This window comes from Bremerella cremea (genome assembly GCF_003335505.1).
GTDB classification, from domain to species: Bacteria; Planctomycetota; Planctomycetia; order Pirellulales; family Pirellulaceae; genus Bremerella; species Bremerella cremea_A.
The window spans coordinates 26,192-51,777 of the sequence record NZ_QPEX01000030.1 but is presented as its reverse complement, the minus strand read 5'-3'; the positions used below and the strand labels follow the sequence as shown (position 1 = coordinate 51,777).

At 53.6% G+C, this 25,586-nt stretch carries 22 protein-coding genes; 11 read left to right on the top strand and 11 right to left on the bottom strand.

All coding sequences use genetic code 11. The features are described 5' to 3' along the window. Positions 1-26 precede the first annotated feature (26 nt). Genes DTL42_RS15130 through DTL42_RS15120 form a run of 3 tightly spaced genes read right to left on the bottom strand, consistent with a single transcriptional unit; the run spans position 27 to position 2,330 of the window. The gene (locus DTL42_RS15130; RefSeq protein WP_114369571.1) at positions 27-1,016 is read right to left on the bottom strand and encodes a PDZ domain-containing protein; all 990 of its coding nucleotides are present in this window, start codon (positions 1,014-1,016) and stop codon (positions 27-29) included. Between the two features lie 59 nt (positions 1,017-1,075). Then, positions 1,076-1,786 carry a hypothetical protein gene (locus DTL42_RS15125; protein WP_114369570.1) on the bottom strand — a complete coding sequence of 237 codons (711 nt, stop codon included), beginning with the start codon at positions 1,784-1,786 and terminating at the stop codon, positions 1,076-1,078. Positions 1,787-1,805: 19 nt separating this feature from the next. Further along, positions 1,806-2,330, bottom strand: coding sequence for an RNA polymerase sigma factor (locus DTL42_RS15120; protein WP_114369569.1), 525 nt, complete (start codon positions 2,328-2,330; stop codon positions 1,806-1,808). Between the two features lie 301 nt (positions 2,331-2,631). Here DTL42_RS15120 and DTL42_RS15115 point away from each other — a divergent pair, with 301 nt between their 5' ends. Further along, positions 2,632-3,783 carry an aldose epimerase family protein gene (locus tag DTL42_RS15115; protein ID WP_114369568.1) on the top strand — a complete coding sequence of 384 codons (1,152 nt, stop codon included), beginning with the start codon at positions 2,632-2,634 and terminating at the stop codon, positions 3,781-3,783. Positions 3,784-3,962: 179 nt separating this feature from the next. After that, positions 3,963-6,386: a serine/threonine-protein kinase gene (locus tag DTL42_RS15110; RefSeq protein WP_158545394.1), complete on the top strand. Its 2,424-nt coding sequence runs from the start codon at positions 3,963-3,965 to the stop codon at positions 6,384-6,386. Between the two features lie 9 nt (positions 6,387-6,395). Here the strand turns inward: DTL42_RS15110 and DTL42_RS15105 are convergent, their stop codons facing one another. After that, entirely contained in the window at positions 6,396-6,827 is a 432-nt protein-coding gene (locus DTL42_RS15105) for a SufE family protein (protein WP_199590151.1), read from the bottom strand. Positions 6,828-6,880: 53 nt separating this feature from the next. Beyond that, positions 6,881-7,462: a thioredoxin family protein gene (locus DTL42_RS15100; RefSeq protein ID WP_147274294.1), complete on the bottom strand. Its 582-nt coding sequence runs from the start codon at positions 7,460-7,462 to the stop codon at positions 6,881-6,883. Between the two features lie 913 nt (positions 7,463-8,375). Here DTL42_RS15100 and DTL42_RS15095 point away from each other — a divergent pair. Beyond that, positions 8,376-8,714 carry a P-II family nitrogen regulator gene (locus tag DTL42_RS15095; RefSeq protein ID WP_114369565.1) on the top strand — a complete coding sequence of 113 codons (339 nt, stop codon included), beginning with the start codon at positions 8,376-8,378 and terminating at the stop codon, positions 8,712-8,714. Positions 8,715-8,845: 131 nt separating this feature from the next. On the opposite strand, the gene DTL42_RS15090 is transcribed toward DTL42_RS15095, so the two are convergent. Then, positions 8,846-9,241, bottom strand: a complete 396-nt coding sequence (locus DTL42_RS15090; protein WP_199590150.1) for a GlsB/YeaQ/YmgE family stress response membrane protein — start codon at positions 9,239-9,241, stop codon at positions 8,846-8,848. A gap of 299 nt (positions 9,242-9,540) precedes the next feature. On the opposite strand from DTL42_RS15090, the gene DTL42_RS15085 reads away from it, so the two are divergent. Both DTL42_RS15085 and DTL42_RS15080 read left to right on the top strand, forming a co-directional pair. Beyond that, positions 9,541-10,149, top strand: coding sequence for a hypothetical protein (locus DTL42_RS15085; RefSeq protein ID WP_114369564.1), 609 nt, complete (start codon positions 9,541-9,543; stop codon positions 10,147-10,149). A 69-nt stretch (positions 10,150-10,218) separates the two neighbouring features. Continuing rightward, on the top strand, positions 10,219-11,313 hold the full coding sequence (locus DTL42_RS15080; protein WP_114369563.1) for a bifunctional transcriptional activator/DNA repair enzyme AdaA: 1,095 nt from the start codon (positions 10,219-10,221) through the stop codon (positions 11,311-11,313). Between the two features lie 8 nt (positions 11,314-11,321). Here the strand turns inward: DTL42_RS15080 and DTL42_RS15075 are convergent, their stop codons facing one another. The 3 genes from DTL42_RS15075 to DTL42_RS15065 all read right to left on the bottom strand — a co-directional run bounded on the left by DTL42_RS15075 (position 11,322) and on the right by DTL42_RS15065 (position 15,159). After that, complete coding sequence (locus DTL42_RS15075) at positions 11,322-12,482, bottom strand: HD domain-containing phosphohydrolase (RefSeq protein ID WP_158545393.1); 1,161 nt, start codon at positions 12,480-12,482, stop codon at positions 11,322-11,324. A 62-nt stretch (positions 12,483-12,544) separates the two neighbouring features. Further along, positions 12,545-13,681 (bottom strand): response regulator, encoded by a 1,137-nt coding sequence (locus tag DTL42_RS15070; protein WP_114369561.1) that lies wholly within the window; start codon positions 13,679-13,681, stop codon positions 12,545-12,547. 266 nt (positions 13,682-13,947) lie between these two features. Then, a complete protein-coding gene (locus DTL42_RS15065; RefSeq protein ID WP_114369560.1) occupies positions 13,948-15,159 on the bottom strand; it encodes a response regulator in 1,212 nt (403 codons plus the stop codon). Between the two features lie 501 nt (positions 15,160-15,660). On the opposite strand from DTL42_RS15065, the gene ilvA reads away from it, so the two are divergent. Continuing rightward, positions 15,661-17,241 (top strand): threonine ammonia-lyase, biosynthetic, encoded by a 1,581-nt coding sequence (ilvA, locus tag DTL42_RS15060; protein ID WP_234824224.1) that lies wholly within the window; start codon positions 15,661-15,663, stop codon positions 17,239-17,241. Here ilvA and DTL42_RS15055 read toward each other — a convergent pair. Next, the gene (locus tag DTL42_RS15055; RefSeq protein WP_114369558.1) at positions 17,234-18,118 is read right to left on the bottom strand and encodes a c-type cytochrome; all 885 of its coding nucleotides are present in this window, start codon (positions 18,116-18,118) and stop codon (positions 17,234-17,236) included. The two genes, ilvA and DTL42_RS15055, sit on opposite strands and share 8 nt — an antisense overlap. An 81-nt stretch (positions 18,119-18,199) precedes the next feature. Between DTL42_RS15055 and DTL42_RS15050 the strand changes: the two genes are divergently transcribed. From DTL42_RS15050 to DTL42_RS15030, 5 genes are all read left to right on the top strand, one after another. Beyond that, positions 18,200-18,676: a macro domain-containing protein gene (locus DTL42_RS15050; protein WP_114369557.1), complete on the top strand. Its 477-nt coding sequence runs from the start codon at positions 18,200-18,202 to the stop codon at positions 18,674-18,676. Positions 18,677-18,808: 132 nt separating this feature from the next. After that, positions 18,809-19,939 (top strand): type I restriction enzyme HsdR N-terminal domain-containing protein, encoded by a 1,131-nt coding sequence (locus DTL42_RS15045; protein WP_114369556.1) that lies wholly within the window; start codon positions 18,809-18,811, stop codon positions 19,937-19,939. 142 nt (positions 19,940-20,081) lie between these two features. Next, positions 20,082-22,019 carry a chloride channel protein gene (locus tag DTL42_RS15040; protein WP_114369555.1) on the top strand — a complete coding sequence of 646 codons (1,938 nt, stop codon included), beginning with the start codon at positions 20,082-20,084 and terminating at the stop codon, positions 22,017-22,019. Between the two features lie 232 nt (positions 22,020-22,251). Beyond that, positions 22,252-24,225, top strand: coding sequence for a PAS domain-containing hybrid sensor histidine kinase/response regulator (locus DTL42_RS15035; protein ID WP_114369554.1), 1,974 nt, complete (start codon positions 22,252-22,254; stop codon positions 24,223-24,225). Between the two features lie 84 nt (positions 24,226-24,309). Beyond that, complete coding sequence (locus DTL42_RS15030; RefSeq protein ID WP_114369553.1) at positions 24,310-24,963, top strand: 3-keto-disaccharide hydrolase; 654 nt, start codon at positions 24,310-24,312, stop codon at positions 24,961-24,963. On the opposite strand, the gene DTL42_RS15025 is transcribed toward DTL42_RS15030, so the two are convergent. After that, positions 24,960-25,379, bottom strand: coding sequence for an HNH endonuclease (locus DTL42_RS15025; protein WP_199590149.1), 420 nt, complete (start codon positions 25,377-25,379; stop codon positions 24,960-24,962). The genes DTL42_RS15030 and DTL42_RS15025 overlap by 4 nt on opposite strands. Positions 25,380-25,586: the final 207 nt, after the last annotated feature.

Genomic DNA, 25,586 nt, shown 5'->3' with positions numbered 1-25,586 from the left:
CAGGCTTGGGCAAGATCAGCGAACGACTAGACTTCGTCAGGGTGGGCCAAGTCCATTGGCGGCTGATCTTGTTGAATCTGAATGCGGTTCATGTGCTGGTCCATGCGTTGCATCATCTCGCGCATTTCCCGCATTTGTTGTTGCATTTGCTGCTGAATAGCATCGAACTGCGGAGGCCCCATATTGCCTGGCTGCATTTCGAGCATCATGTCTTTCAAGTCATGAAAGGGAACGTCCTTTCCACCAAAGATGACCGGGCCGTTCGCATTTTTCGCGAGGAAACGCTTCGCGATCGGGCGTAGGTCTTCGGGAAGCTCGTCAATTTCATCCGCCGTAACATCCCAGGCCTGGCCTTCGCGTTCGATGTGCAACTTGGCCGGAGCATCACCTTGCTTCTCGACACGAATCAGCAAGTTTTGCGGCAGATCATCTTCCATCAAACGCACACGAACTTGGGGTGGCACCATTTGCCCTGGGCCAAAGAAACGGAAACGTGCGCCGGGCACATCCTCGTTCAATGCCGGGGGCAACATCCCTGCCATGTCAGGAACAACTTGCGGCAGCATGGGATTTTCTGGCGCGATTTCAGGTTTCACGGTGAAAGAGTCAACCTCCATGCCCCGCAAAACACGCATTACCAACGCTTCGCCTGCTGCTTGACGGACCACCTCGACCACCTGATTAGGCGACGTAACGACCTGATCGTTTATCTTTAAAATGTGGTCGCCAGCTTGCAGGCCTGCTTTCTCCGCAGGGCTGTTCGAGGCGACACCGGCAACCATCGCCCCGCCATCCTTGAGGCGCTCGACATGGCGTTTCAAAATTTCAGGCGTGGGTGCTAATTGAACTCCGAGCCAATACTGCTTGGCCTCTGCCTTACCGTTGTCGGAATTCAGCTTGGCTTCCGCAGACGCATCGACCTTTGGTTTTTCGTCGGCGGTAGCATTGTTCCACAGGGGCGCCGCAACAACACCGGCTACGAGAAGACCTGTCGCGAACAAATAACGGACCTTCATGAACTCACTCCTTTTGGCAACTTTTTCTCAAACTAAAGGTTTCGAGAATTGAGCGGTGATCAGAAAAAAGGAAGCTCCGGCTTGTCGTGCAGAATCACTTCCTGCATCGGAACCACGACCTGTTCTCCGTTGTCTAGGGAAACGGGAATCAAACGGTTGTGGGTTTCGACTGGATGCCCTTGATCTTTCAACTTTTGTAAATCCTGAGCATTCATTCCCCACGAGTCGTCCCACGGCTGCTGCGGATCGTAGGGGCGATTGGGGTCGACCGGAATCGGAATGCCGGTGGTGTTTTGACCATCCCATTGGCTCACATACACAAAGCCAGGTTTCTTTGCTTCGTGCTGTGGGCTAGCAACCGGCAGATTGGATGGCTTGTTGTCGGTAATCATGATCGGCGCTGGACCGGTCCCGCCACCGTCGGCTCCATCGCCCAGGGTCGAGATGTACCATCCCAGACCAAAGGCTACGGCAACCGAGGCGGCCAGAGCCGAAAGACGCTCGAGTCCGCGGAAGGAAGAAGACGGCTTGGTACGGGCAGGAGCCGTCGGAGCCAACTCGGCATGGGGGGATTGCCGAGTCGGCTCCATCACTAACGGCAGGGTGTGACCTAACGCTTGGGCTTCTAGGAACGCATGGGCACATCGTCGCCAACCATCTTGGCTGCCATCCAATTCGGAAAGCACCTTACGGTACTCCTCAGGAGAAAGCTCGCCATCGACCAGGCGGTCGAGAGTCAGGTGATCGACGTTGGAAGGTAGTTCGTTCATGGCTCGAAATCGTTTTCGTTTAAGTTCCCGTCGAAATCACTTCGCGGGCCAATAGCTTTTCGCGGAGCCGGGCCCGGGCGCGATGCAGCCGGGCCTCGACGGCACTTTCGCTAACCCCCAACCGCTCGCTGATTTCCCGGTAACTCCACTGCTCGGTATATTTGAGTAGCAGAATTTCAGCATCACGGCGGGGAAGCTCGCTCATTGCTCGACGAACCATCTCGTTGCGTTCTTCGGCGATAAGCCAGTCCAGCGGACTGGTGCCCCCTTCGCTAGGCGGCGGGGCGTTACGCTGGACGTTTTCCTGTAACTTCCGAATACGTCCTTGTTTACGGCGATACAACAATGCCTGACGGATGGCAATTTTGTAAAGCCACGGTCCCACAGCGCTGGGGTCCCTAATCTGCTGCCAGTTTTCCAGCGCTGCGGTGACCGTTTCCTGCATCACATCATCCACTTCCACAGGACTATGCAAGCGAGCGTACAGCGCAGTCCGCAACCAACGCTCGTGCTGCTGAAGCAGTTCTGCGGGCTGAGGCTTCACGTTTTCTCCTGAACGCTCGATGGCTTTCGTCCTGATCTGAAGTGGTAGTTACCGCTGTGCTGAAAATCTTGCAGGTAAAGAGAGAAATTTTTTAGCAAAATATCTCAGGCAGTTGTGCAATCAATCTCAAACAAAGGCTATACGCACGAAAAACCGAAATGGTTTGCTCTGTAAAACCTATGATTCTCTAGACTTCCGTCAAACTGGATTTGATAATAGACCTCAATGCACGTCCCGTTTGCTGATCTCCTGGCAACGTAATTGGTTGTCAGTCTACTAGCCCCAAATGCTTGGAGTTCCGATGATGAACCGCTGCTTTACGCCCGCCGCGATGTACCTTGCGGCGATTGTTTTTTGTGCCTCTGGCCTTCTGGCCGAGGAGCCCGCAGCCAAAGGAAAAAAGTCCCCCATGAGCGTCACTGCGAGTGAGTTCGGCCACCTGCCGGATGGAACCACGATTGTCAAATACACGGTTGACAATGGCAACGGAATCAAGATGGAGTTGATCAACTACGGCGCCATCATGACGAGCCTGACCACCCCAGACAAGAATGGCGAAGCAACGAACATCAACGTTGGTTTCGACAACCTGGAAGGCTACCTGGCTGGTCCTCCTTACTTCGGTGCCACGGTGGGTCGCTATGCCAACCGCATTGCCAAAGGCAAGTTTACGCTGGATGGCAAAGAATACACCTTGGCAACCAACAACGGCCCCAACAGCTTGCACGGCGGCGAAAAGGGATTCGATAAGGTTGTCTGGAATTCCAAGAAGATCGAAACCCCGGAAGCGGTTGGTGTTCAGTTCGACTACACCGCCAAAGATGGCGAAGAAGGCTATCCGGGCAACTTGACGGTCACGGTCAAATACACCTTGACCCCCAGCAACGAGTTGGTGATGGACTACACCGCGACGACCGACGCTAAGACGGTGCTTAATCTGACCAACCACAACTACTGGAACTTGGCCGGTGCCCAAAGTGGCAAGAACTACGATCACAAGTTGAAGCTGGAAGCAGACAAGTACCTGCCGGTTGACGAAACCCTGATTCCGACCGGCGATCTGGCCACGGTTAAGGGAACCCCGATGGACTTCACTTCCTTCAAGGCGATCGGTAAGGACATTCAAGCCACCGGCGGCGATCCGGTTGGCTACGATCACTGCTACGTCTTGAACGATCAATCTGGCGAACTCGCTCTGGCCGCCACCGTCAAAGAACCGACTTCGGGTCGCGTGATGGAAGTTTGGACCACCCAGCCGGGCATTCAGTTCTACAGCGGCAACTTCCTGGATGGGACCGATGCCAATGCAGGTCTGAAGCAGCACGAAGCGTTCTGCCTGGAAACCCAGCACTATCCTGATACCCCTAACCAAGAAGGCTTTCCGACAACCACACTCGAGCCGGGTGAAACTTTCCACGAAGTGACGGTCCATAAGTTCTCGGTCGAAAAATAATTACGCTGCCTGTGCAATAACACAAAAGCTTGAAAAGCGGCTCTCTCTAGAGAGCCGCTTTTTTTGTTGCATCTTGCCACCAGTTCCGAAAAAACAACACAAAACCTATCCCTCCTGCGCACCAATGCCATTAACATGAAACTCCGATAGCTACCAACAATGCCTAGCTAATGGACCCTATGACGAAACCAGATACGAAAGTCGTGGAGAGAATCGCCGCCGAGGCCCGTCGTCGTTCAGGGGCACAGCGCGAGGCCTTTTTAGAGGATACTTGCGGCACCGACGCTGATTTGCGGCAGCATGTCGAGAAGCTACTCTCACCTTCTCCTGAGGGCACCCTGGCCCTGGCTCAAACGCATGGTGCGGGCGGCACCTCTTCACCCCATTCGGTCCAACCACGTAATCGCCGTAGCCGCTTGCTATCGACCACCAATATCATCGTGCATGTGTGGGCTTCGCGCGTATACCGCAGCATTGCGATTGCCACCTTCGTAGCGTTGATTGTGCTACTTGGCCTGGGCTCGCGCTACATGGTATGGAACGAACTGCGTAAACTTCGTCAGGAGGAATTCGAGGCCCTGTTAACGGCAGAAGTCCAGGCCCTGACCTTGTGGATCGATTCGTGCAAGACACAAGCGGAAATGGTCGCCCGAGATCCAGAGGTGGTCGCGGCCATCGACAGTATGCTTAAGAAGCACGCCGAACTGAAAGGTAACTATTCGAGCGCCGCTATCGAGCCAGAGCTGGCGGTCATAGACGAGCACTTGCCAGAATTCAGCAAGTCCGACGAAGAAGCGAAAGCGTTCGTTCAAAAAAATGACCCTCTTTCAATCGACGTCTATTCTTCCAATAGTCCCAACAAAAAGCTTCGTACGGGGACAATCACTGAGGACGACGAAGCCGCCTTCGTCATTGCCGACACCTCTGGCTTCATCCTGGCAAGCAATCAGAAAGCCAGAATCGGGCGGAAGATTGGGCAGGAGCTACATCCGCAAGTGGCGTTAGATATCCTTAACGGCACGACCGGCTTTATTCCACCGATGCAGCCTGACTCGAACTCTCAAAATACGAGTAGCTCAGGAACGGTGTCGTACGTCTGGGCTTATGCTCCTATTCGAGAAGAAAGCGAGCCCCCCAAAGCGATGCTGGGCTTGGGTTATCTTTCCGTCGGTAACTTCACGCGTGCCCTGACCAACATTCGCACAGGAACCACCGGCGAAGCGTATGCGTTTAATGAAAAAGGACGGATGCTAACCGAAAGCCGCTTCACCAAAGACTTGTGGAAGCGGCAACTTCTCGCCGACGGTAAGCCGACGCGGACCCACCTCACATTATCCCCAGCGCGGGGCCCCTCGCATCCAGCCGGTCCCAGCCAGCATCTCACTCGGCTAGTCACGATGGCTCGCGACCGTGAACCGGATCAGGAGAACTTTGGGATCATCCTCGAACCGTACGTCGGTTATGCCGGGCACGATGTTGTGGGGGCCTGGCAGTGGTTGGATGACTATCACTTCGGCGTAGCCTACGAAACCGCGGCACACGAAGCATTCCGCCCCTTCATTTACATTTCCATCGGCCAGTACGTGCTGCTGGGGCTGATCGCGACCTTCGCAGGCATCACCTATTACGCGGCCAACTCCATGGTTTTCATGCGACGTTCGATTGGCGACAACATGGTCGTCGGGCCCTATGTTTTGCTGCGGAAAATCGGCGAAGGTGGCATGGGGCAGGTATACCTTGCCCGCCACCAGATGCTTAAACGGCCAACGGCAGTAAAGTTAGTCCGCCCCGATAAAACCGATCCGAAGATCATCAAACGCTTCGAACGTGAAGTCCAGCTTTCCAGTCAGTTGAAGCATCCCAATACCGTCGAGATATACGACTATGGTAAGACGCCAGAAAACATCTTCTACTACGCGATGGAATACCTTGATGGCGTCACCCTAGAAGAACTCGTGCGTCAGAACGGCTGGCAACCGGTGCCTCGGGTGCTTTTCGTTATGCGACAAGTTGCTGCTTCGTTACGTGAAGCCCACTCACGAGGCCTGATCCATCGTGACATTAAGCCACTCAACATTATGCTGTGCCGGGTGGGCGGCGAATACGATGTGGCGAAGGTGCTCGATTTTGGTCTCGTGAAAAATCTTTCCGCCGATCCAACCGCCACCGTCGTGACTCGCACAACCGAGATCAGCGGCACGCCGATGTACATTCCGCCAGAGCGAGTTAAGAATCCGACGCAGGCCGACCCTCGCGTCGATATTTATGCCCTCGGAGCCACTGCGTTCTTCATGCTGACTGGTCGCACGATCTACCTAGCCAGTAGCCCCGTCGATGTGCTGGTGCAAATCGTCACGCAGCCGGTTCCCACTGTGCAAGAAGCCGCTGACCGCATTATTCCCGCCCAACTCCAAGACCTACTAAATCGCTGCCTGGCGAAAGCCCCTGACCAGCGTCCGCAAACCGCCGAAGAAGTGCTGCTGGAAGTAGAAGCGATGTTGGCAGAATATCCCTGGTCTACCAAAGAAGCAAAAGATTGGTGGGAAAACCATGTTCCCCCAAACACCCTCTCGGCCTGGGCCGAAAGGGAAAATCCGGCGTAAATCTTTTGACTACTGAGCGTGGGTAGCAATCTCTGTGATGCGGCGGACCATCGAATGTAAACCATTCGAGCGAGCCGGCACCAAGTGCTTTTCGAGCTTTAACCGATCGAACAGCCCCCGCAAGTCGAAATCGAGAATCTCTTGCGGGGTTTTGCCCGAGAGCAACATTACCAAGATCCCGACCAGCCCTTTCACAATATGGGCATCGCTGTCGGCCTGAAAGAGGATGCGTTTCGTATCCCCTTCCTCGACAATCTGAGGGACCAGCCAAACCTGGCTTTGGCAGCCTTGCACTTTGAACTCATCGAGGCGGAACTCATCGGGAAACTCGGGGAGCTCGCGTCCGAGCTCGACGATCAGCTTCAGACGCTCCTCCTTCGTCTCCATGAACTCGAAGTCGTCAATCAGTTCTTCTGGTGTTAGGGCAGGCGGTTCTTTCAACGTTATTCTCTTGGTGGGCTCAATAGGTTTCTGGCGGTAACGATGACACTATTTTAGTCGCCATGCTTCTCGCGGAGGCGGGTCGAGGTGCGCATGATCCATTGATTTCTCTCAAATTGCTCGATCCATTCCGCCAGGACGCTGGTCGTAAGCGAATCCATTTGCGCTTCGGTCCCTAGCGAAATCCCCGTGCTACAAGCCGCTCCGGTTAAGTTCTCGACCATGTTGCGATACTTGGCCACAGTCCGATCACCGTACATACCGGTAGGTTGGAAGTCTTCGTTGAGAAAAACGCATACCGGAACACGATTTCCCCCGCAGACCATCACCCATTCTTTAAATTCCGCATCGCAGTCGTCTCGATCCACAAAACGAACTTCGATATTCGGCGACGCCTCTTCCAGTATGGCAAACATGGGGCACTGATCGACACAATCGCCGCACCAGGCGCCAGCCATGCACAGGACGTGCATTTTGCGGGTGAACCCCTCCAGCAAGGTTTTCTGGGCCGGGCTCAGCGACAGCGTGCTGCGTTTGGCCTCCCACCGCTGCTGCTGGTTTTCTTTTCCATAGCGGGCAAGGTATTTATCGTAACCCAAACCGGAGGCATAGATTTCAGACCAAGCAATCGACATGAAGTTCTCGGAGGTTGAATATTTTGGATCTTCTAAATTTAAAGATTGGTTGCCCCCAACAAGCAACGCAACTTGGCTTTGGATGCCCTCAGGCACCGAAAGGAAACAAGATTTGCCTCTCGCCGCAGGCGTCCCTGACTCACATCGGGCAGCAGAAACGTTGCATTCCGCTCACTAGGATGGGCACCACTGCCTTAGGAGGCAGCACCTGCGATTATTTTAGGCACTGATCGGTTCGAGGATCAGGGGCCCTCAAAAAAACGTATTGTCAGAAAGTGCTCTATTTCCGGGGAAAAGGCCAATTTGGCAACCTTTTTTCCGGTTTCTGCGCAATTGGCACACCGAATGCATCTAATGTAGGGCGAAAGCGAAAAGACGCTGAAACAAGTTCCTCTGCGAGTCGCAGGGAAGCCAAACTTGAAGTGCTTCGCTTTCCCAACCGAACAAAAAAATGGGAAACCATTTTCTCCGTACAGTGTGGAAGCATGATGGGGTGTTGTTCGTGTGCAGTGGGGCTGCCACGAACGGTAGTCGAGGTTGAGGAGGTTTTGCCTCCTTAACCTCGGCTATTTTTTTGCGCCTACCGAGAGAAACGAAAACTTTTTCCTGTCAGCATCTTAAGCAGGTGCCCCTTTTTTTGCTGCTTTGTCACGCACGCCCTCGATACCGCGTGAAGAATCCAGAAAAGTTCAATCGACGTAACCAATTACAGAACAAATGGTTACGCCATACCGCCAACCTTCAATCTTTCGATTGGCATAACGGTTGCAAACGATGCGGGACAACGGACATGAAAGGTCGTTGACGCATCATGCACACGCTCTCCGCTTGTTTGGTGCATGACTCCGCTAAGTAGCGCACCAGTAACGCACCTGTCCACCTACGTCACGTCAGTTTGTTGGAGTATGCATTAATGAAGAAGATCGAAGCCGTCGTCCGCCACCACAAGTTGGACGAAATCAAGGAAGCCCTGGTCACCAAAGGGTTCGGTGGCATGACCGCAACGGAAGTCCAAGGCTTTGGACGCCAAAAGGGACAGACGGAAACCTACCGTGGCGCGGAATACTCGATCGATTTTGTTCCTAAAATCAAAATCGAGATCGTTTGCACCGACGAACAGTGCCAGGAAATCGTCGATACCATTATTCAGAAAGCCCAGTCTGGCCAGATCGGCGACGGAAAGATCTTCATTTCCGAGCTGACCGACGTCATCCGTATTCGCACCGCCGAAACCGGAGCGTCCGCGATCTAAGCAGGCGTTCAAAGCAACGTTGCTCGTTGAGATAGCCGACGTGACCCAGCGCACAAAGTCACTCTCTCTCTTGAAAGCCGGCCCAGTTTTTTGGGGTCGGCTTTTTTCATGCGCTGCAAGAACCGCGATCGTTAATAGCGATCGACAGGTTCGCGATGCGATGTTCGGCGGCGCGAAGAGTACAACCGCATCCGGCGTGGAGCTGGCGGCAGACTTTCGTCGACGACCTGACCGGAAAGCAAGCGATAGAAAAACAAGATCAAAAAGGCTCCGCCGACCGCCACGGCAAACCCCATCGCACTCAAAGGTGAGACCCGATACCCCTTAAACAGCAACGAGAGCAGCCCGCAGCCAATCACCGAGCCGCCTATTCCCATTGCCAGAGTAGCAATTGGCCCGCCGGGGTCGCGTCCTGGCATGATCGCCTTGGCTAACAAACCGGTCAGCGTGCCGAAGCCGACCCAAGCCAATACCAGGTTCGCCCATGCCTCGAATTGTGAGGAGAGTTGGATTGTTTCGTCGCCCATGATTGCCTGTACACTGCTAGCGTTTTGTAGCTTAAGCCTTGCCAAGGCCCTGCCTAGAAATAGATGTCGTCACGAAATCGCAAAATATTTGTCGATTGTGCGGATCGAATAGAAAAATAGCGAGATGCATGTGCTGGCAAGATCTAGCAAATTCGTAGACGGGGTTATAATGCAAGTTGAAGTGTTCGGGACGAAGGAGCGTCACCAACTCGCCATCCGTCTGGCACTTTAGCCCTGTTCACGAAGACCAGGGCCTCATCCTTAGCCAGTCCGGTTTCTGATTTGATCGGAGGTATCTCATGCGACCTCAGCCACTTACGTTTGCGTTGCTGCTTAGTACGACACTTGCCATCGGTTGCGGCCAGGCTTCCTCACCCCCGCCCAACAACGCCGTTCAAGCCCCCAGCCAGTCGACTTCGCCGCTGCCTCATTTCGTCTCGATGCACCTCGGAGAACAGCCAGCAGCGTTTGACGTGGAAGATATCACCGGCCCGGCGGCTGGCGAATCGCTTTGCTATCGCTGCCGCTATAGCGGACGCCCAACCGTCGTAATTTTCACCCGCGAGGTCGACGATTCGGTCACGCACTTGGTTCAGAAAATCGACCAGGAAGTAGGCGAACACGCAGATCAGAAGCTATCCGCGTTTATGGTCGTACTAGATAAAGACACGGCAAAGGTCGAGCCAGAGCTAAAGCGAATCCAAGCCACACAAGATATTCGCAATACGCCCCTCACGGTCTACCACAACCCGGAAGGCCCCGCTGGCTACACGTTGTCACCGTCTGCCAAGGTACAAGTGATGATGTGGAACAAAGAGGGAATCAAGGTCAACCAGCCGATTCAAGGTGACCTTTCCCAGGAAGCCATTTCGCAGTTGGTGGCTCAAACGAAAACGATTTTGAATTGATTGAGGAAAACTGAATTCCTTGTTCCGTTTTCGGTCGCCAGCAAACGCCTGCGTTCCTAAATTGGTGGCATGAACGCACTCACCACTTTGCCGACCGAACAACAGATGTACCAGGCCATCGTCCAGCGCGATGTTCGCCTGGAAGGAGTTTTCGTGGTGGCCGTGAAGACGACCGGAATCTTCTGCCGCCCTGGCTGCAAAGCGAAAACACCCAAACGGGAAAATGTCGAATTCTTCGCCACCGCCGCCGAAGCGTTGGCGGCCGGGTATCGTGCCTGCCGGCGTTGTCGTCCGCTGGAACTTGCAGGCTCGGTTCCCGCTTGGCTGGCCAATTTATTTGCATTGATCAATGCCGAGCCCAACCGCCGGTGGACCAACGCCGATTTAGATTCGCTCGGCCTGTCTCCCAGTCGCGTTCGCCGCTGGTTTCAAGCCCATTATCAAATGACCTTTCACGCCTACGTACGGACGCAACGCATTGGCTTGGCGGTCGACCAACTGCAAGCCGGTAGCGATGTCACTTCGGCAGCGTACGAAAACGGCTACGAATCGTTGAGTGGTTTTCGTGAGAGCCTGAAGAGGTGGCTGGGGACGGTACCGACAGCAGCAAGGCAAATCGAACCGATTCTGGTCCAACGGATTCTGACGCCACTTGGCCCGATGCTGGCCGCTGGGGGCGAGAAAGGGCTTTGCCTCTTGGAATTCGCAGATCGTAAAATGCTGGCCAAGCAGTTTCAACGAATCAACAAGCTGTTCGCCCAGCCGATTCTAATTGGTAAGCATGCCGTCTTGAGCGAGACCGATCGGCAAATTCAGCAGTACTTCTCTGGCGAACGTACCCAGTTCGACCTTCCCTTACGGCTCGCAGGCACACCTTTTCAAACGGCGGTCTGGAATCAGCTTCTCGCGATTCCCTATGGCGAAACCCATTCGTACCAGCAACTGGCCAATCGTCTTGGCAAGCCCACGGCATCGCGTGCCGTGGGACGCACCAACGGAGACAATCGTTTTGCCATTATTGTCCCTTGCCATCGTGTGATTCGCAGCGATGGCCATTTATGTGGCTACGCTGGTGGCTTGTGGCGAAAAAAGTGGCTCTTGAATTGGGAACGCGAGAACCTCTTACCCGCTCAACAGCGTCAACTCAAGTTGCCAACCGTATAGCTTTCCCGCTACGCGATCGCTGGCTCTGGCACCGGTTCGCCGGTCAGTTCGCGCACCGCAATGGGTTGCTGCACGCCTTGCGAGCGATCGAAGTTCTGCAAACGCTTGATGATCGATTCGTTCACTTCTTGCCCGCGAGTGACCAAGATGCTTCCATCACTCGTCTTCACATCTTGATCGAAGAGCATTCCGAGTTTCAATTCGGCGATCGTGATCGCCCTTAACACTTCGCTTTCCTGCAAGACAGCCTTCAAGGCATTGACCACCTGCGGGTCGTACCATGTCTTGCGTTGATTGGCGAGCACTTCGATCACGTGCTGTGCCGACGTGGTGGAGATCAATTTGTCGTAATCGACCAACACCTTCAGCACCTTTGCCCCTAAGGGAATCTCTTCGTCAGGGCATTCTTCTTTGCGGGCAGGCTGATCCAAGCGGCGATTTTGTAATTCGATAATTTTGGCCACACCATTCAATCGAGGAATCTTCCGCACCAAGCTGGCCCCCACAGCGGGATGCGTGTCGACCATGTGCTGTTCTTCTGCGGTTAACGGTTTCGCACCGTACCACTTTTCTAGGATCGTATTGGGAACGGAAACACAGCCGATCTTCGACAGCATCGCAGCGATTTCAACTTCCCAGGCATTAGGAATCGAAAGTCGTGCACATATCTGGCGAGTTAAATGCCGTATGCGCGAGGAACTGCCAAACGCGATCGGATTCACCAGCGAAAGCACCTCCGTCATCAAGCTCACGCTGCCTCCTAGTGTTTTAGATAGCAACGTATGCTCGGCCCGTAATAGTTGATAATGCCGCAAGCCATCCTCAAGCGTTTTAGCCAGCAGATCAGGCTGGCAAGGCTTGTTGAGAAACCGAAAAATGTGCCCCTCGTTCACCGCCACAACGGCCGTGTGCTGATCGGCATTTCCGGTTAGCATCACGCGAACCGTATCGGGATGACGCTTGGCCGCGTGCGACAACACTTGAATCCCGCTGACTTCTGGCATCTGCATATCCGAGACCACCACGGCGTAAGCTTCATCCGACTCTAAACGCTCAATGGCTTGACCTCCTCCTTCGGCCACTTCCACATCAAACTGTTTGCGTAAGTGTCGCTTGTAGCCGTTCAAGATATTCGGTTCGTCATCGACCAGGAGAACTCGTTTGATCATTGGCTTACCCATGGGGAAGATTAGAAGGATCACCCTCGCACCGCATTGAGACCATCTTGCTGTTAATACCTGAAGAACGATGCCAACATCGGTTTGGTAATTTCTTGCGGAACCAGTTTCTTGCGCCGCAGCACATTTGCCACATGCACAGCCGTGACTGGCAGAAAATTGCTACCGACTTCGTAACTTCGATGCGATCGAAACGTACCGACAGCTTCGCAAATGGGTGTCGGCAGTCCCCACAAACTTAAAAGATAGCTCCCCACCTCGGCGTGACTGGTGCCAAAGACTTCCCGTTCAGCTGCCCACAAGCTCATGCCTTCTTGCTCGGCAAGTCGCACCGCCTCTTGATACGAGCTTGGCATCGCACAAGCCAACACAATCTTTCCGATGTCATGCAACATGCCGGCCAGCCAGGCGTCGTCGACAATGCGTTGATCGGACGTTTCCAATTGGGCGATCATCCGCGCACATTCGGCGACCTCGCGACTATGGCGATTCAGTTCTTCTAACGAAAACCCTTCAATCGTCGACAAATCGACAGGTTGAAAGATATTGCCTGACAACACCAGCTCGCGCAATAGCGTCACGCCCAGCATCGACGCCGCTTGCTCGGGCGAGTTGACACGCTGCGGCTGTCCAAAGAACGAAGAACTCACCAACTGCAAAATCTTAGCGGTCATCCCGATATCGGTAGCGATCAACGTACCTAAGCGATCGATACAAGGAAACGACTGGGCAAGTTCCTCGACCAGTTGCTCGAAGACGGAAGTCTGGCATGGCACTGCTCCCATTTGCGAGACAATCCGCTTTATCGCTGCATCGGGCAGGCGATTGCGGAGAATGCTCGATTGAGAAACAACCGATGTAAGCCGCAACGCGTCGCACGGTTTCGTAAGGTAAATATGCGTCGCTCCCATCGACCGTAGAATACGATCTGGTTCCGATTGGCCTGAGAGAACAATTCGCACAACCGCCGGCCAACGATCTCGCGCCTGACTCAGAAGTTCTGCCCCGTCGATCCCCGGCATCCGCATATCGGTCACCACGACATCGAACGACTTTTGCTCCAGTCGCTGAATTGCCTCCTCGCCACCACTGGCGAACTCCATTTCCCATTTGTCGCGTCGACCATACAACATCCTTCTTAACGCCGACAACACATTCTCTTGATCGTCAACAAACAAAATCTTTGTCATGGGATTATCTAGCCTCCTACGCCTGAACGATGGTTCGCTTTGCCAGACGATTGCCAAAGCTCAGACGAATAATGATTCGTCATGATGGGATTACGTGATTCGAGATAAGTTCAACAAGAAAGCAGGAAAAGGGCCGGAAGAACCGAGCAAGCCCTTGGCGGCAGCTTGCTAAGAGATGGCCACACGTACCCAAACGGGATCCTGCAGCCCAGACTTAAGCGCTACCTGCAAACGCTCGCCCCTGCGATCGATTGGATTTCGTGATTTCATGCGGCCACCTCACATTGCAACGGCAAGCGAATGAAAAAGGTGGTTCCGACTCCCTCCTCCGTAACGAAATCAATCTCGCCACCGTGCTTTTCGACCACCACCGAGTAAGAGATGGCCAACCCTTGACCGGTCCCTTTGCCGACGGCTTTGGTAGTGAAGAACGGATCGTAGATGCGTCGCCGGGCCGATTCGGGAATACCGGTGCCGGTATCTTGCACGAAGATCTCCGCGAAGTCTTCGAGCCGACGCGTACCGATGGTGATCGTTCCCCGTTCGCCAGAACCGCTCCCCAGCTTATCGCCGATTGCATGCGAAGCATTCACGATTAAGTTCAACAACACTTGGTTCAGTTCGCCTGGCAAACACGAGACTTCGGTCAATGACTCGTCGAATTGAGTAACGACATTGGCAACATACTTCCATTCATTTCGAGCCACCGAGATGGTTGTTTCCACCGTATCTTTCAAGTTGACAAACATTTTGGCCGTGTTGCCGGGATGCGAAAAATCTTTCATCGCCCGCACGATCTTGGCAACTTGCTCGACACCGCACAAAGACTGGTCGATTGCCAAGGGGATTTCCTGGCACAAGTAGTCGATATCGGCTTGCGTGATCACCTCTTCCAATTGGGTAATCAAACTGGCATCGATAGGCCCTTGGCGTGCTGCTTCCAAGAAGGTGCCATACTGGGCGAGCACTTTGTTAATATCTTGAAACGCATCCTTGAGAAACCGCGTGTTGTCACTGACGTATTGCGTAGGCGTATTGATCTCGTGAGCGATTCCCGCAGCTAACTGCCCCACCGATTCCAACTTTTGCGACTGAGCCAGTTCCATTTGCAGGTTGATCATCTTCTCGCCGACTTTAATGCGAGCCAACAGTTCTGCTTCTCGAAACGGTTTGCACACGTGGTCACTTGCCCCAGATTGAAACGCGTGCAGAATGTCGTCGAGCTTGTCCTTCGAGGTCAACAGGATTGCGTACACCCAGTTGGCCACATGCTCGTCGTGCAGCTTGCGGCAAATGTCAATTCCGCTCAAACCTGGCATCATCCAGTCCAGCACGGCCAAACGCGATTCTCCTCGGGCGATTGCCTCCCAAGCCTGAAGGCCATCTTCACATGCAATCACGTCGTACCCTGCTTCTTCGAGAGTATCTTGCAGCATGGCGCGAACCAAAGCACTGTCGTCGGCGATCAAGATTTGCATGGGCGAACTCACTGTCCCCCCGGGCAGGGACCAATTTCAAGAAGAGAGGGCAACGAAAGAAAAATAATCCGCCGGGTCAACCAGCGTTTCGGTAGCGGGTTAGCTTTGGCCGATAGATACGCAGCCTACTACTTCAGCACGTTTGCCAGGCTGGCTCAGCAGATAGCCAGATCGCCGGGGAAGATCTACTGGCGAGGCTCCCCGATCCCAGCACGAAACAACCATCAGGCAAATACCCTGGGTTCGCGTTTCGATCGGATAGAAAACCACGACAGTCATCACTTGCTTGCCTTACATTCGGCTATCAAAAGAAAACACTCCACTAAACTAGCCTCTAAGTGTGATTCTGTGACACAAATCGAGTGTGTGACATTTTGCCCAAGCTAAAACGAGACGACTTGCAGAAAACCACATCAACAGGCCCCCTCTCTGAAAGCAAACTAACGATTCTGACGGCTAGACCAGCAAGCGTTCTTCGCTTCCAATAGAGTGATGAATGAAGTGCCCAAAACCAATCCGCGTCTTAGTTCCCCTTCCATCCGTGGCCTTGTTGGCGATGCGACCCACCTAGGTCTGTTTGACTATCTGCAGAAGATCCTCAACGCCCAAGTCTACGAAGTGGCCCACGAATCGGCCCTGGATCGTGCCGAGAAGCTGTCGGCCCGCCTGCAGAACGATATCTGGCTCAAGCGAGAAGACAACCAGAAGGTGTTCAGCTTCAAGCTGCGGGGGGCCTACAACAAAATGGCCCAACTCCTGCCAGAGCAACTAGAGCGTGGCGTGATTTGTGCGTCGGCAGGCAACCATGCTCAAGGAGTTGCCCTGGCTGCGAGCCAACTCGGTTGCCTGGCCACCATCGTCATGCCGAAGACAACCCCCAAGCTGAAGATCGACGCGGTCAAATCGTTTGGTGGAACGGTGGTGCTGCATGGCGAGAGCTATTCCGATGCCTACCAACATGCAATGCAGTTGAGCGCCACCAACGAGATGACTTTTGTCCACCCTTTCGACGATCCGGATGTGATCGCCGGGCAAGGGACCATCGCCATGGAGATCTTGCGGCAACATCAAAAGCCGATTCATGCCATCTTTGTGGCAATTGGTGGCGGCGGGATGATCGCTGGCGTAGCCGCTTACATCAAAGCCGTACGTCCCAAGATCAAAGTCATCGGTGTCCAGACGACCGATTCCGACGCCATGGTTCAAAGCGTGCGTCAAGGAGAACGCGTTGAACTTCGTGAGGTGGGGCTTTTCTCTGACGGCACCGCGGTCAAGCAAGTTGGTGAAGAAACCTTTCGCATCACCAAGGCCCTGGTCGACGATTTTGTGGTGGTCGATACCGACGCCGTTTGCGCTGCGATTAAGGATGTGTTTGAAGATACACGCAGCATTTTGGAACCAGCTGGCGCACTCAGCGTGGCTGGTCTCAAACAATACGCGGCCAAGCATCAACTGACTGGGGAAACCTTGGTTGCGATTACCTGTGGCGCGAACATGAACTTCGATCGCTTACGCTTCGTCGCCGAGCGGGCCGAAGTGGGTGAAAACCGGGAAGCCTTGTTTGCGGTCACGATTCCCGAACAGCGGGGCAGCTTCAAAAGGCTGTGCGAATTGATCGGCCCGCGTGCGGTTACGGAGTTCAACTATCGCATTTCTGATTCAGCTCAAGCCCACGTCTTCGTCGGCTTGGCGGTAAGCAATCGCGAGGAAGCGGACAAGATTGCCGAAGAATTGCAGTCGCAAGGTTTCGCCACGATTAACCTTATCGACGACGAGCTTTCCAAGCTGCACTTACGGCACCTGGTCGGCGGACATAGCAAGCTGTCCTCGGGGGAACGCCTCTACCGATTTGTCTTTCCCGAACGCCCCGGCGCACTGATGCGATTCCTATCGGCGATGCCCAACGATTGGAACATCAGCCTCTTTCACTATCGCAGCCAGGGTTCGGACTATGCTCGCATTTTGATTGGCTTGCAAATCCCCAGCGATGCCACCACTGCCCTGCAAGACTTCAGCGAGAGCATCGACTACCCCTTCGTCGAAGAAACCGACAACCCGGTTTACAAGCTGTTTCTTAGTTAGAGCTTGGCTGGCTGTTGTACTCGCCCAGACGCTCTGCTTTGGGTAAGTGTTCTTCCAGCTTGAAGTGAGGACGTTTGTGACTGTTGATATAGGCCGCAATGTCAGCGGACTCTTGATCGGTAAGCAGCGGGTCGCCCAGCGGCATTGCCACTTTCAACCACGAGCCGAGTTTATCTACCCGGCTTAGGCCTGCGCCGTCGTTGTACGAGTCGTTTCCCCACACCGGCGGTCCATCGGCGGTCCCTTCTCCATCCTGGCCATGACAGTCGAGGCAATGCGTTTTGTAAAGCAACTTGCCGCGTTCGGCGTTGGCCTGCTTCCAATCGATGTTCAGCATACGGAGATGACGCGGTCCGAGCGACTTTTCGGCGTTCATTTGAATTTTACTGCCGGTCGACAGCCAGGTAATATAGGTTGTGATCGCTACGGAAACTTCGCTTCCCACCGGCGGACGGGTTCCGTTTTGGCTGCGCATGAAGCAGTTCAGCACGCGATCTTCCAGTGTGATTACCCGGTTCTCACGAGGCGACCAGGCAGGGTAGGCCGAGGCCGTTCCTAGAAAGCTGCCAGCTTGGGGATCGGTTCCTCCTTCCAGGTGACACGACGTGCAATTGAGCTTATTGCCCACAAACGGCTGCGAGAGTGGGTGCTTGCTGGTGTCCAGAACCATCGCTTCCCCCAACTGCACGACCTTTCCCAGCGGACCAGGCGGATAACTATCCGGCACGCGGCTCTCTTCCTCTTGAGCGACAGCCAGGCTCGCAGCCAGGATGAAGCACAAGCTCAGGATGCCAGACCAGGGTTTAGTGAATGCCAGCTTGTCGATCATTTCCGTTCTTTCTTGTCCAGTTAACGCTTGCATGCTGCGGTGAATCATTCCGTATTTGCCTTTTCGTTTCGGTGAAATGGTATACAGACAAGCAGAGAACATCAGGGAAACTTCAACCGAGGAGCCGAAATGAGCCCTATTCAGTTTACTAACGGCGATGCGACCTGTCCCATTGGTGAAGGCCCAAAGATCATCGTTCATATCTGCAACGACATCGGCGGCTGGGGGGCCGGTTTTGTGTTGGCCCTTTCTCAACGCTGGCCAGCCCCTGAAGCGGCTTACCGACGCTGGCACGCCGGCGACGAAGCCCTGCCCTTCGAGCTTGGCCAGGTGCAGTTCGTGCAAGTCGAACCGCAATTATGGGTCGCTAACATGATCGGCCAGCGAGGAACCCGCCCCTCGGACGGCAAGCCCCCCATTCGCTACGAGGCAGTCCGCCAGGCACTGGCCAAAGTCGCTCAGTTCGCCCAAGACCATTCTGCCTCAGTCCACATGCCCCGCATCGGCTGCGGCTTAGCCGGAGGCAAATGGGAAGAAATCGAACCCCAAATCGAAGCCACCCTTTTAGCCAAAGATATTGCGGTAACGGTTTATGATTTTGGGTAACGAGCCACCTCAAATCACCTGGACAACTCACACTTCGCATCTCCACCAGTCCCGGCGATGGATCATTGAACCCCACGCAATGTCTGGTAGATTTTAGGAGAAATTAATTTCACCCTCCTTTGGTAGAACGTCATGGACCTAATCGACCGCCTAAAAGAGCTTGCATCTCGTGCTGAAAAAATGGCCTCGCAACTCAAGACAGAAGAGGCGACGAAAAACGCTCTCATCATGCCTTTCATTGGTGCTTTGGGCTATGACGTCTTCAATCCAACCGAAGTCATCCCAGAATTTACGGCAGATGTCGGTATCAAGAAGGGAGAAAAAGTTGACTACGCGATCTCTATCGACAACCAAATAGTCATGCTTTTTGAATGCAAGATGATTGGCACCGACTTATCCCGGGTCACACCATCGCAACTTTATCGCTATTTTTCTGTTACGGATGCGCGCTTTGGAATTTTGACGGATGGCATTCATTACCAGTTCTATTCCGATCTTGATTCTCCCAACAAGATGGACTCGCGTCCGTTCCTCGAATTTCGCCTGAGCGATATTACGGAAAAGGTTGTGGGCGAATTGAAGAAGTTTGCCAAAGAGCTGTTCAATCTCAATGAAATCCTCTCCACCGCAAATGATCTAAAGTACGCCAAAGGAATCAAACGAATCTTCGCGGAAGAATGGCAAAACCCATCGGAAGACTTTGTGAGGCACTTTGCATCCAAAGTTTACGAAGGGCGTTTGACTCCGACGATGAAAGAGCAGTTCTCGATCATTACGAAACAGGCATTCCACGAGTTTGTTCAAGACATTTTTAACCGACGACTAAGCTCAGCGCTCAACTCTGAAGCGGGAGTCGCAGCACCAGACATCTCAGACTTCCACGAGTCTAACGAGGAATGCGAAGAGAAAGGAATCGTCACAACCGAAGAAGAAACCGAAGGCTACCACACGGTAAAGGCAATCCTGCGGGACGTTATCTCACCGAGCCGTGTTTTCATGCGAGATACGCTTAGCTATTGCGGGATTCTTCTGGACGACAATAACCGGAAGCCTATCTGTCGCCTGTTTTTTAATACAGGCAAAAAGGCAATTGGGCTTTTTGATGAAAACAAGAGCATCACGCGAGAAAGCATTGAATGCGTTGATGATATCTTCAAATTTGCGGAGCAATTGAGAACAACCGCGTTAATGTACGACCAGAAGCCTGTTGACGCCGATCCCCCTAGCGAATCGCCAGAAGACGCTCCCCTGGAAGAGGCCTAAACTTCGGTCACGTTCAAGAAATATGTTTTCGTTAAAAACTCGCCACCCTTTAACCCAACGCAAATCCCTGATACTCTAAATCGCTTTCATTGCCAATTTGTATACTCCGGAAATCGGTCCGGAGCTTTTTCCGACGAGTGCTATGCGTTGGTCACGGGTTCGTGGGTGGATGGCGCCGGTTCAAGACTGGCTGGCCCTGAATTTAAAGCGTGGGACTATCCCTGCGCAACCACTAACCATCTTTCTCGCCGGGCTGGTCGGCGTTTTAGCCGGGTATAGCTCGATTTTTCTCTCGGTCATGATCCATACGATCGAGAAGTGGACGCTGCGGCCTTGTATGGAATTGGCCCAGACCAACCCGTTGGGCTTGGTTGGATTGATCGTCGTCCCGATTATTGGCTTGATGATTGTCTCGTGGTACACCCGCACCTACTACCCAGAAGCAGTCGGGCATGGCGTGCCAGAAGTGATCAAGGCCATCGCGCGAAAAGATGGGGTGATTCGTCCCCCGGTGGCCATTGTCAAACTACTGGCCAGTGGGCTTTGTATCGGCACCGGTAGTTCCATCGGGCGCGAAGGCCCCGTCGTTCAGATTGGGGCGGCCTTTGGTAGTTCCGCCGGACAAATCTTTCAATTGTCGGCCCGCAACATGAAAGTGCTGGCTGCCGCTGGAGCGGCTGCGGGGATCTCGGCGACGTTCCATGCCCCGATTGCCGGGGTGATCTTCGCCAGTGAAATCATTCTGGGTAACTTTGCCGTCGAGAGTCTTTCGGCCATTGTGATTGCCGCCGTGCTCGCCAATGTCGTACAGCAAAACCAAGGGGGTCACGGTTTCGCCCCCGAGTTCCCCCATATCGAACACAACTTTGATGGTGCCTATCACGAATTGCCCTCGTACATTGCGTTGGGGTTGATTTGTGGTCTGATGGCCGTTGGCTTTACCAAGCTGCTTTACTGGTTCGAGGACGAATCGGAATATTGGATTCCCAAGCACTGGGTGCGGGCAATCGCGTGTGGCTTGCTGCTGGGTGTGGTCGGTACAACCCACTACGTCCTGTACCCGCAAGCCCCCGATCAGTCGACCGCCGCCCAGAACGACTCCGAACGAAGCCATCCTATTCCCGTTCTGTACGGAACCGGCTATGCAGCGATCAGCCATACCCTTCACCTGGAAAACGCCCAAAAGCTGACCGATACCGTCGAAGGGGAAAAAGATACCCACGACGAAAACGTTCGCCTCAGCCGTGCCGGCATGTGGAATCATCTGGTTTGGCTGCTTCCCCTGGTGATTGTGAAGCCCTTTCTGACAAGCGCTTGCCTAGCGGGTGGTGGTTCTGGCGGTATCTTTGCGCCCAGCCTATTCATTGGGGCGACCACCGGAGCAGTGATCGGCATCATTTTGAACTTAGCTGTCCCCGAATGGTGCGATCATCCAGGCGCCTATGCGCTGGTCGGCATGGGGGCCGTCGTCGCTGGCACCACCCACGGTACGTTGAGCGCGATTGTGGTGGTTTACGAGCTGACCGACGACTATCGCATTATTTTGCCGATCATGGCCGCCGCTGGCATTGCTGGCCTGGTTGCTCGTTGGGTCGATCCAGAAAGTATCTACGAAAAGAAGCTCTCGCGTCGCGGCGAATCGATTGCCCGCAGCCACGATTTGCATCACATCGAGAACGTCGCTGTCCGCGAAGTAATGATCCGCAAGTTCCCCACGGTGCAGCATACCGACAATTTGATGCAGATCATCAAGATTGCCCGCGAGAATCCTCATATCGAAAGCCTGCCGGTGATGAACGAAGACGGCAGCCTGCACGGTATCATTCGTCCCGAAGACCTCCATCGTGTGCTCGATACGGATATCTCTCCTTATCTGGTCAACGCTCACGATATCTCGATGGTCTCTCCCATTGCGGTCTCACCCGACGAGAACCTAATCGAGGCGCTGCGCGACTTTGGCACGCGCGATGTCGATACGCTACCGGTCGAAATCACCTCTGGCGGCAAACGGGTTCTGATCGGCTTGCTAGTTCGTGCGGACGTAATGGCTCGTTACCGAGAAGAATTACTTCGCGGCTAGTATTTTGCTTCCTGCTTTCTAGTCCTCAAAATCGCCAAAACCAATATTCTTCTAGCGATTTCTCTCTCCATTTACCCCCATTGGCAACCTTCGATCCCACCATTTTCAGAATAGTGCCGATTCTGAACTAGGTTTGGCGTTAAAGCCCTAAAAAGGGGGCCATGCCCCCCTATAAGGCATAGAAAATCTATCAATTGATTCGCGGCTAATCGTTTCGCCGTGGGGGAAATCGATGATCGAATTTGATAACTTCAACTTCAGTATTGCGGTTGTTGCCAACAACGAGCAGTCCGAGAGGATCGTAACGAAACTCTTGGCATGTGGCGTAAGCCAAGATGAACTATTGGTAGTGACCCCAGACTGTTGGGCCGAAGCCACCAAAGCCCGTCCTTCCCTCTGTATTTGGGGGCTGCCAGCCAATACAGAACAAGATAAGGCTGCCTCTCTCGCATCGATGTTGCCGGCAAGATTGGAAAACAGCCTTAATCTTCGCGTCGGCCCCTACGCCCCTCCCGAGCAATCTCGTTACCAGATGAGTTGGGAAGAATTTGATTCTCTCCAAGCACAAGACCGGCTGCGCAATATCATCGAACAAGCCCACGCCTGCCAGGTTTACCGTGTGCGCGAGCACTGGTATCGCATGGCGGTCGTCGAAGGCAACGTCGGGCTTTGGTGGTGGGACCAAGTTCTCGATTTCATATATCTCTCGCGGCATTTCCAGCAGATGCTGGGACTCTCGCTTGTCGATCTTCCTGCCAACTCTCAGCAGTGGCTGGAAATGGTCCATCCAAGCGAACGCGCTGGCTTTGCCGAGGCGATTCATCAACAACTCGCTCAGGACGCAGAGCATTTCCAATACGAATGTCGTATTCGCCATCAAGGCGATCAGTATCGCTGGTATTCGCTTAGCGGTCAGGTCAGTCGCGAAGAATATAACCGCCCTCGCGTGATCGGAGCGGCCATTGACATCACCGAAAAGAAAGAAGCCGAACTGCGTCTGGCTCAAGCCAATCAGTTAGCTCAAGCGGCTATTCGCGCGAAGAATGAATTCCTGACTAACATGAGCCACAACCTACGAACACCTCTGACAGCCGTCATGGGTTTCGCTGAAATGCTCAACGACTTCCAGCCCGATCGGGCGGCATCGGATGCAATTCAATCGATTCAAGAGAACAGCAAACAACTGCTGCGACTGTTGGACGACATCTTAGAGCTTTCCTGCATCGAATCGACTGCCCCGACCCCCAACCTCTGTAAAACCTCGATCGATGAACTACTGAGAAGTTCCGTTGAGGTCTATTACCTAATGGCAGTCCAGCGAGGACTTGCGTTCAACATTGAAGTACAACTGGAAACGCCACCGGTACTACTGGCCGACGCCACGAGAATTCGCTTAATCCTTTCCCGGCTGATCGAGAACGCGATTAAATTTACGAACCAAGGTGAAGTTAGTATCAGCGTACATTACGAAGATGAGCCCACACCTTCACTTGAATTTATGGTTGTCGATACAGGGATTGGAATTCCCGCAGACCGCCACGATTTGATCTTCGAGCCCTTCTCTCAAGCCGATAACTCGACCTCGCGCACGCACGGTGGCGGCGGCCTGGGACTTTCGATTTGCAAACGCAATGCAGAACTTTTAGGTGGAAGCCTCTCGCTCGAAAGCGAAGTGGACGTTGGAACGCAGTTCACTTTGTGCGTACCGGTCGAGCTTCCATTGACTTCTCCGTCACTCCGTGTTGATACGGATGCCAACGGACAGAAGCCAGCACTTCCCAACCTGACTGGCTGCCGAGTATTGCTGGTGGAAGATGGCATCGATAATCAGCGGCTGATCAAGGCCTTCCTTAAGAAAGCCGGCGCCGAGGTGGTAGTTGCAGAAAACGGCAAGATCGCGGTGGACTGGATTCTCGCTAAGCGTCCCGTTGCCAACGAGAATGCTGATGACACCGATCCCGAAGTCGATGTCATTCTGATGGACATGCAAATGCCGGTGATGGACGGATACCAAGCGACCCAAACCTTGCGAAATCACAATTTCCGCAAGCCAATTATTGCGGTGACTGCGCATGCCCTGCAAGGCGACCGGCAACGATGCCTAGATGCCGGCTGCGACGACTACTACACCAAACCGATTACCCGCCAAACATTACTCGAAGTCGTCAAGCAATATTCGCCCCGCGTACCGCAGTTGGTCACGTAGGCAACTGAGCCAACCGTTGCCTTGAAGCACTTCGCATGCGAGAATCGGGAAGGTTTCATCGCCTTTTTCCCTCGAGGTTCTCCCATGCTTCGCCCTGCCCTTTTGTTTGCGTGCTTGTTGCTGTTACCCGTTTCCTTTCTTCATGCCGAAGAAAAACCAGAAACAACCAAGTCCGAATCGAAAGTGAGAAAGCTATTCGATGGCAAGACGCTGAAAGGGTGGAAGATCAACGACAAGGGCTACTACAAAGACCACGGCGATGTCACGGTTAAAGAAGGGGAAATCCATCTTGCCAAAGGTGACCCGGCCACCGGGATCGTGCTATCGACTCAGCCGCCCAAAATGAACTACGAGATCCATCTGGAAGCCAAGCGGGTTGATGGTTCCGACTTCTTCTGCGGCTTGACCTTCCCCGTCGGAGACACCCATCAAACGCTGATTATCGGCGGCTGGGGAGGTGGCGTGACCGGCTTGTCGAACGTCGACGGGATGGCAGCCGTCGAAAACGACACCACCGGCTATACCGAGTTCGAGAACAACCAATGGTACAAAATACGTGTCCGTGTCGAACCGAAGGCAATCCGCGTGTGGATCGATGACGAAAAGATCATCCACCTCAATCCAGAAGGGCGCCGCCTCGATATTTGGATCGAGCAAGACACCTCGAAACCCCTCGGCATAGGGACTTGGTACACCGGCTCGGCATTGCGAAATATCGGGATCGAAAAGCTTGACTAGGGAAAGTGCTTTGGTGGAAAAACACCTTCAACAATTAACTGACGACGAAAAGCAATTCGGAAAGATAAATTAATCTGAAGTAAATCAACTGTTGCTCGACCAACAGAGGTTTTTCCTCGCAAATAGGGCCCGTCCCAAACAAAATGTTCTCTCCAGGCTTCATTGCGAGGATCAAAAAGAAACGTTTTCTGCTTGGTTTCGGGGTCAATACCAGCAATGTTTGGCCCTTTGCAGTTATTGCATGGAAAGCATGCCAGACATAAATTAGGAAGAGAAGTTTCCCCTTTCATCTTCTCTGGGATAATGTGATCCACTTCAAACGTAGCAGGATCATACCCTTGAGGCATCTGGCAATATTCGCAGCAATTGCCAGCCCGTCTGGCGATCTCCAGACGCATCGAAGCTGAGACCGTCATGAGGTCGCTTGCTTAAGAGTGATACGTGCTTTCGATTGCAAGATTCCCAGCAAGCTACTTATACGCTCGAAACTATGAGTCTCTTCGCGTTCTAATTCGGTAAGCTCCCCCGAACGCGCCTTGGCAGCAAGCTCTGACATCCGAGCTTGCTGCTCTGCAGAAAACCCCAGCGAGAGTATCCCCTCTGCAGCAGGCCGAGAGATTGCT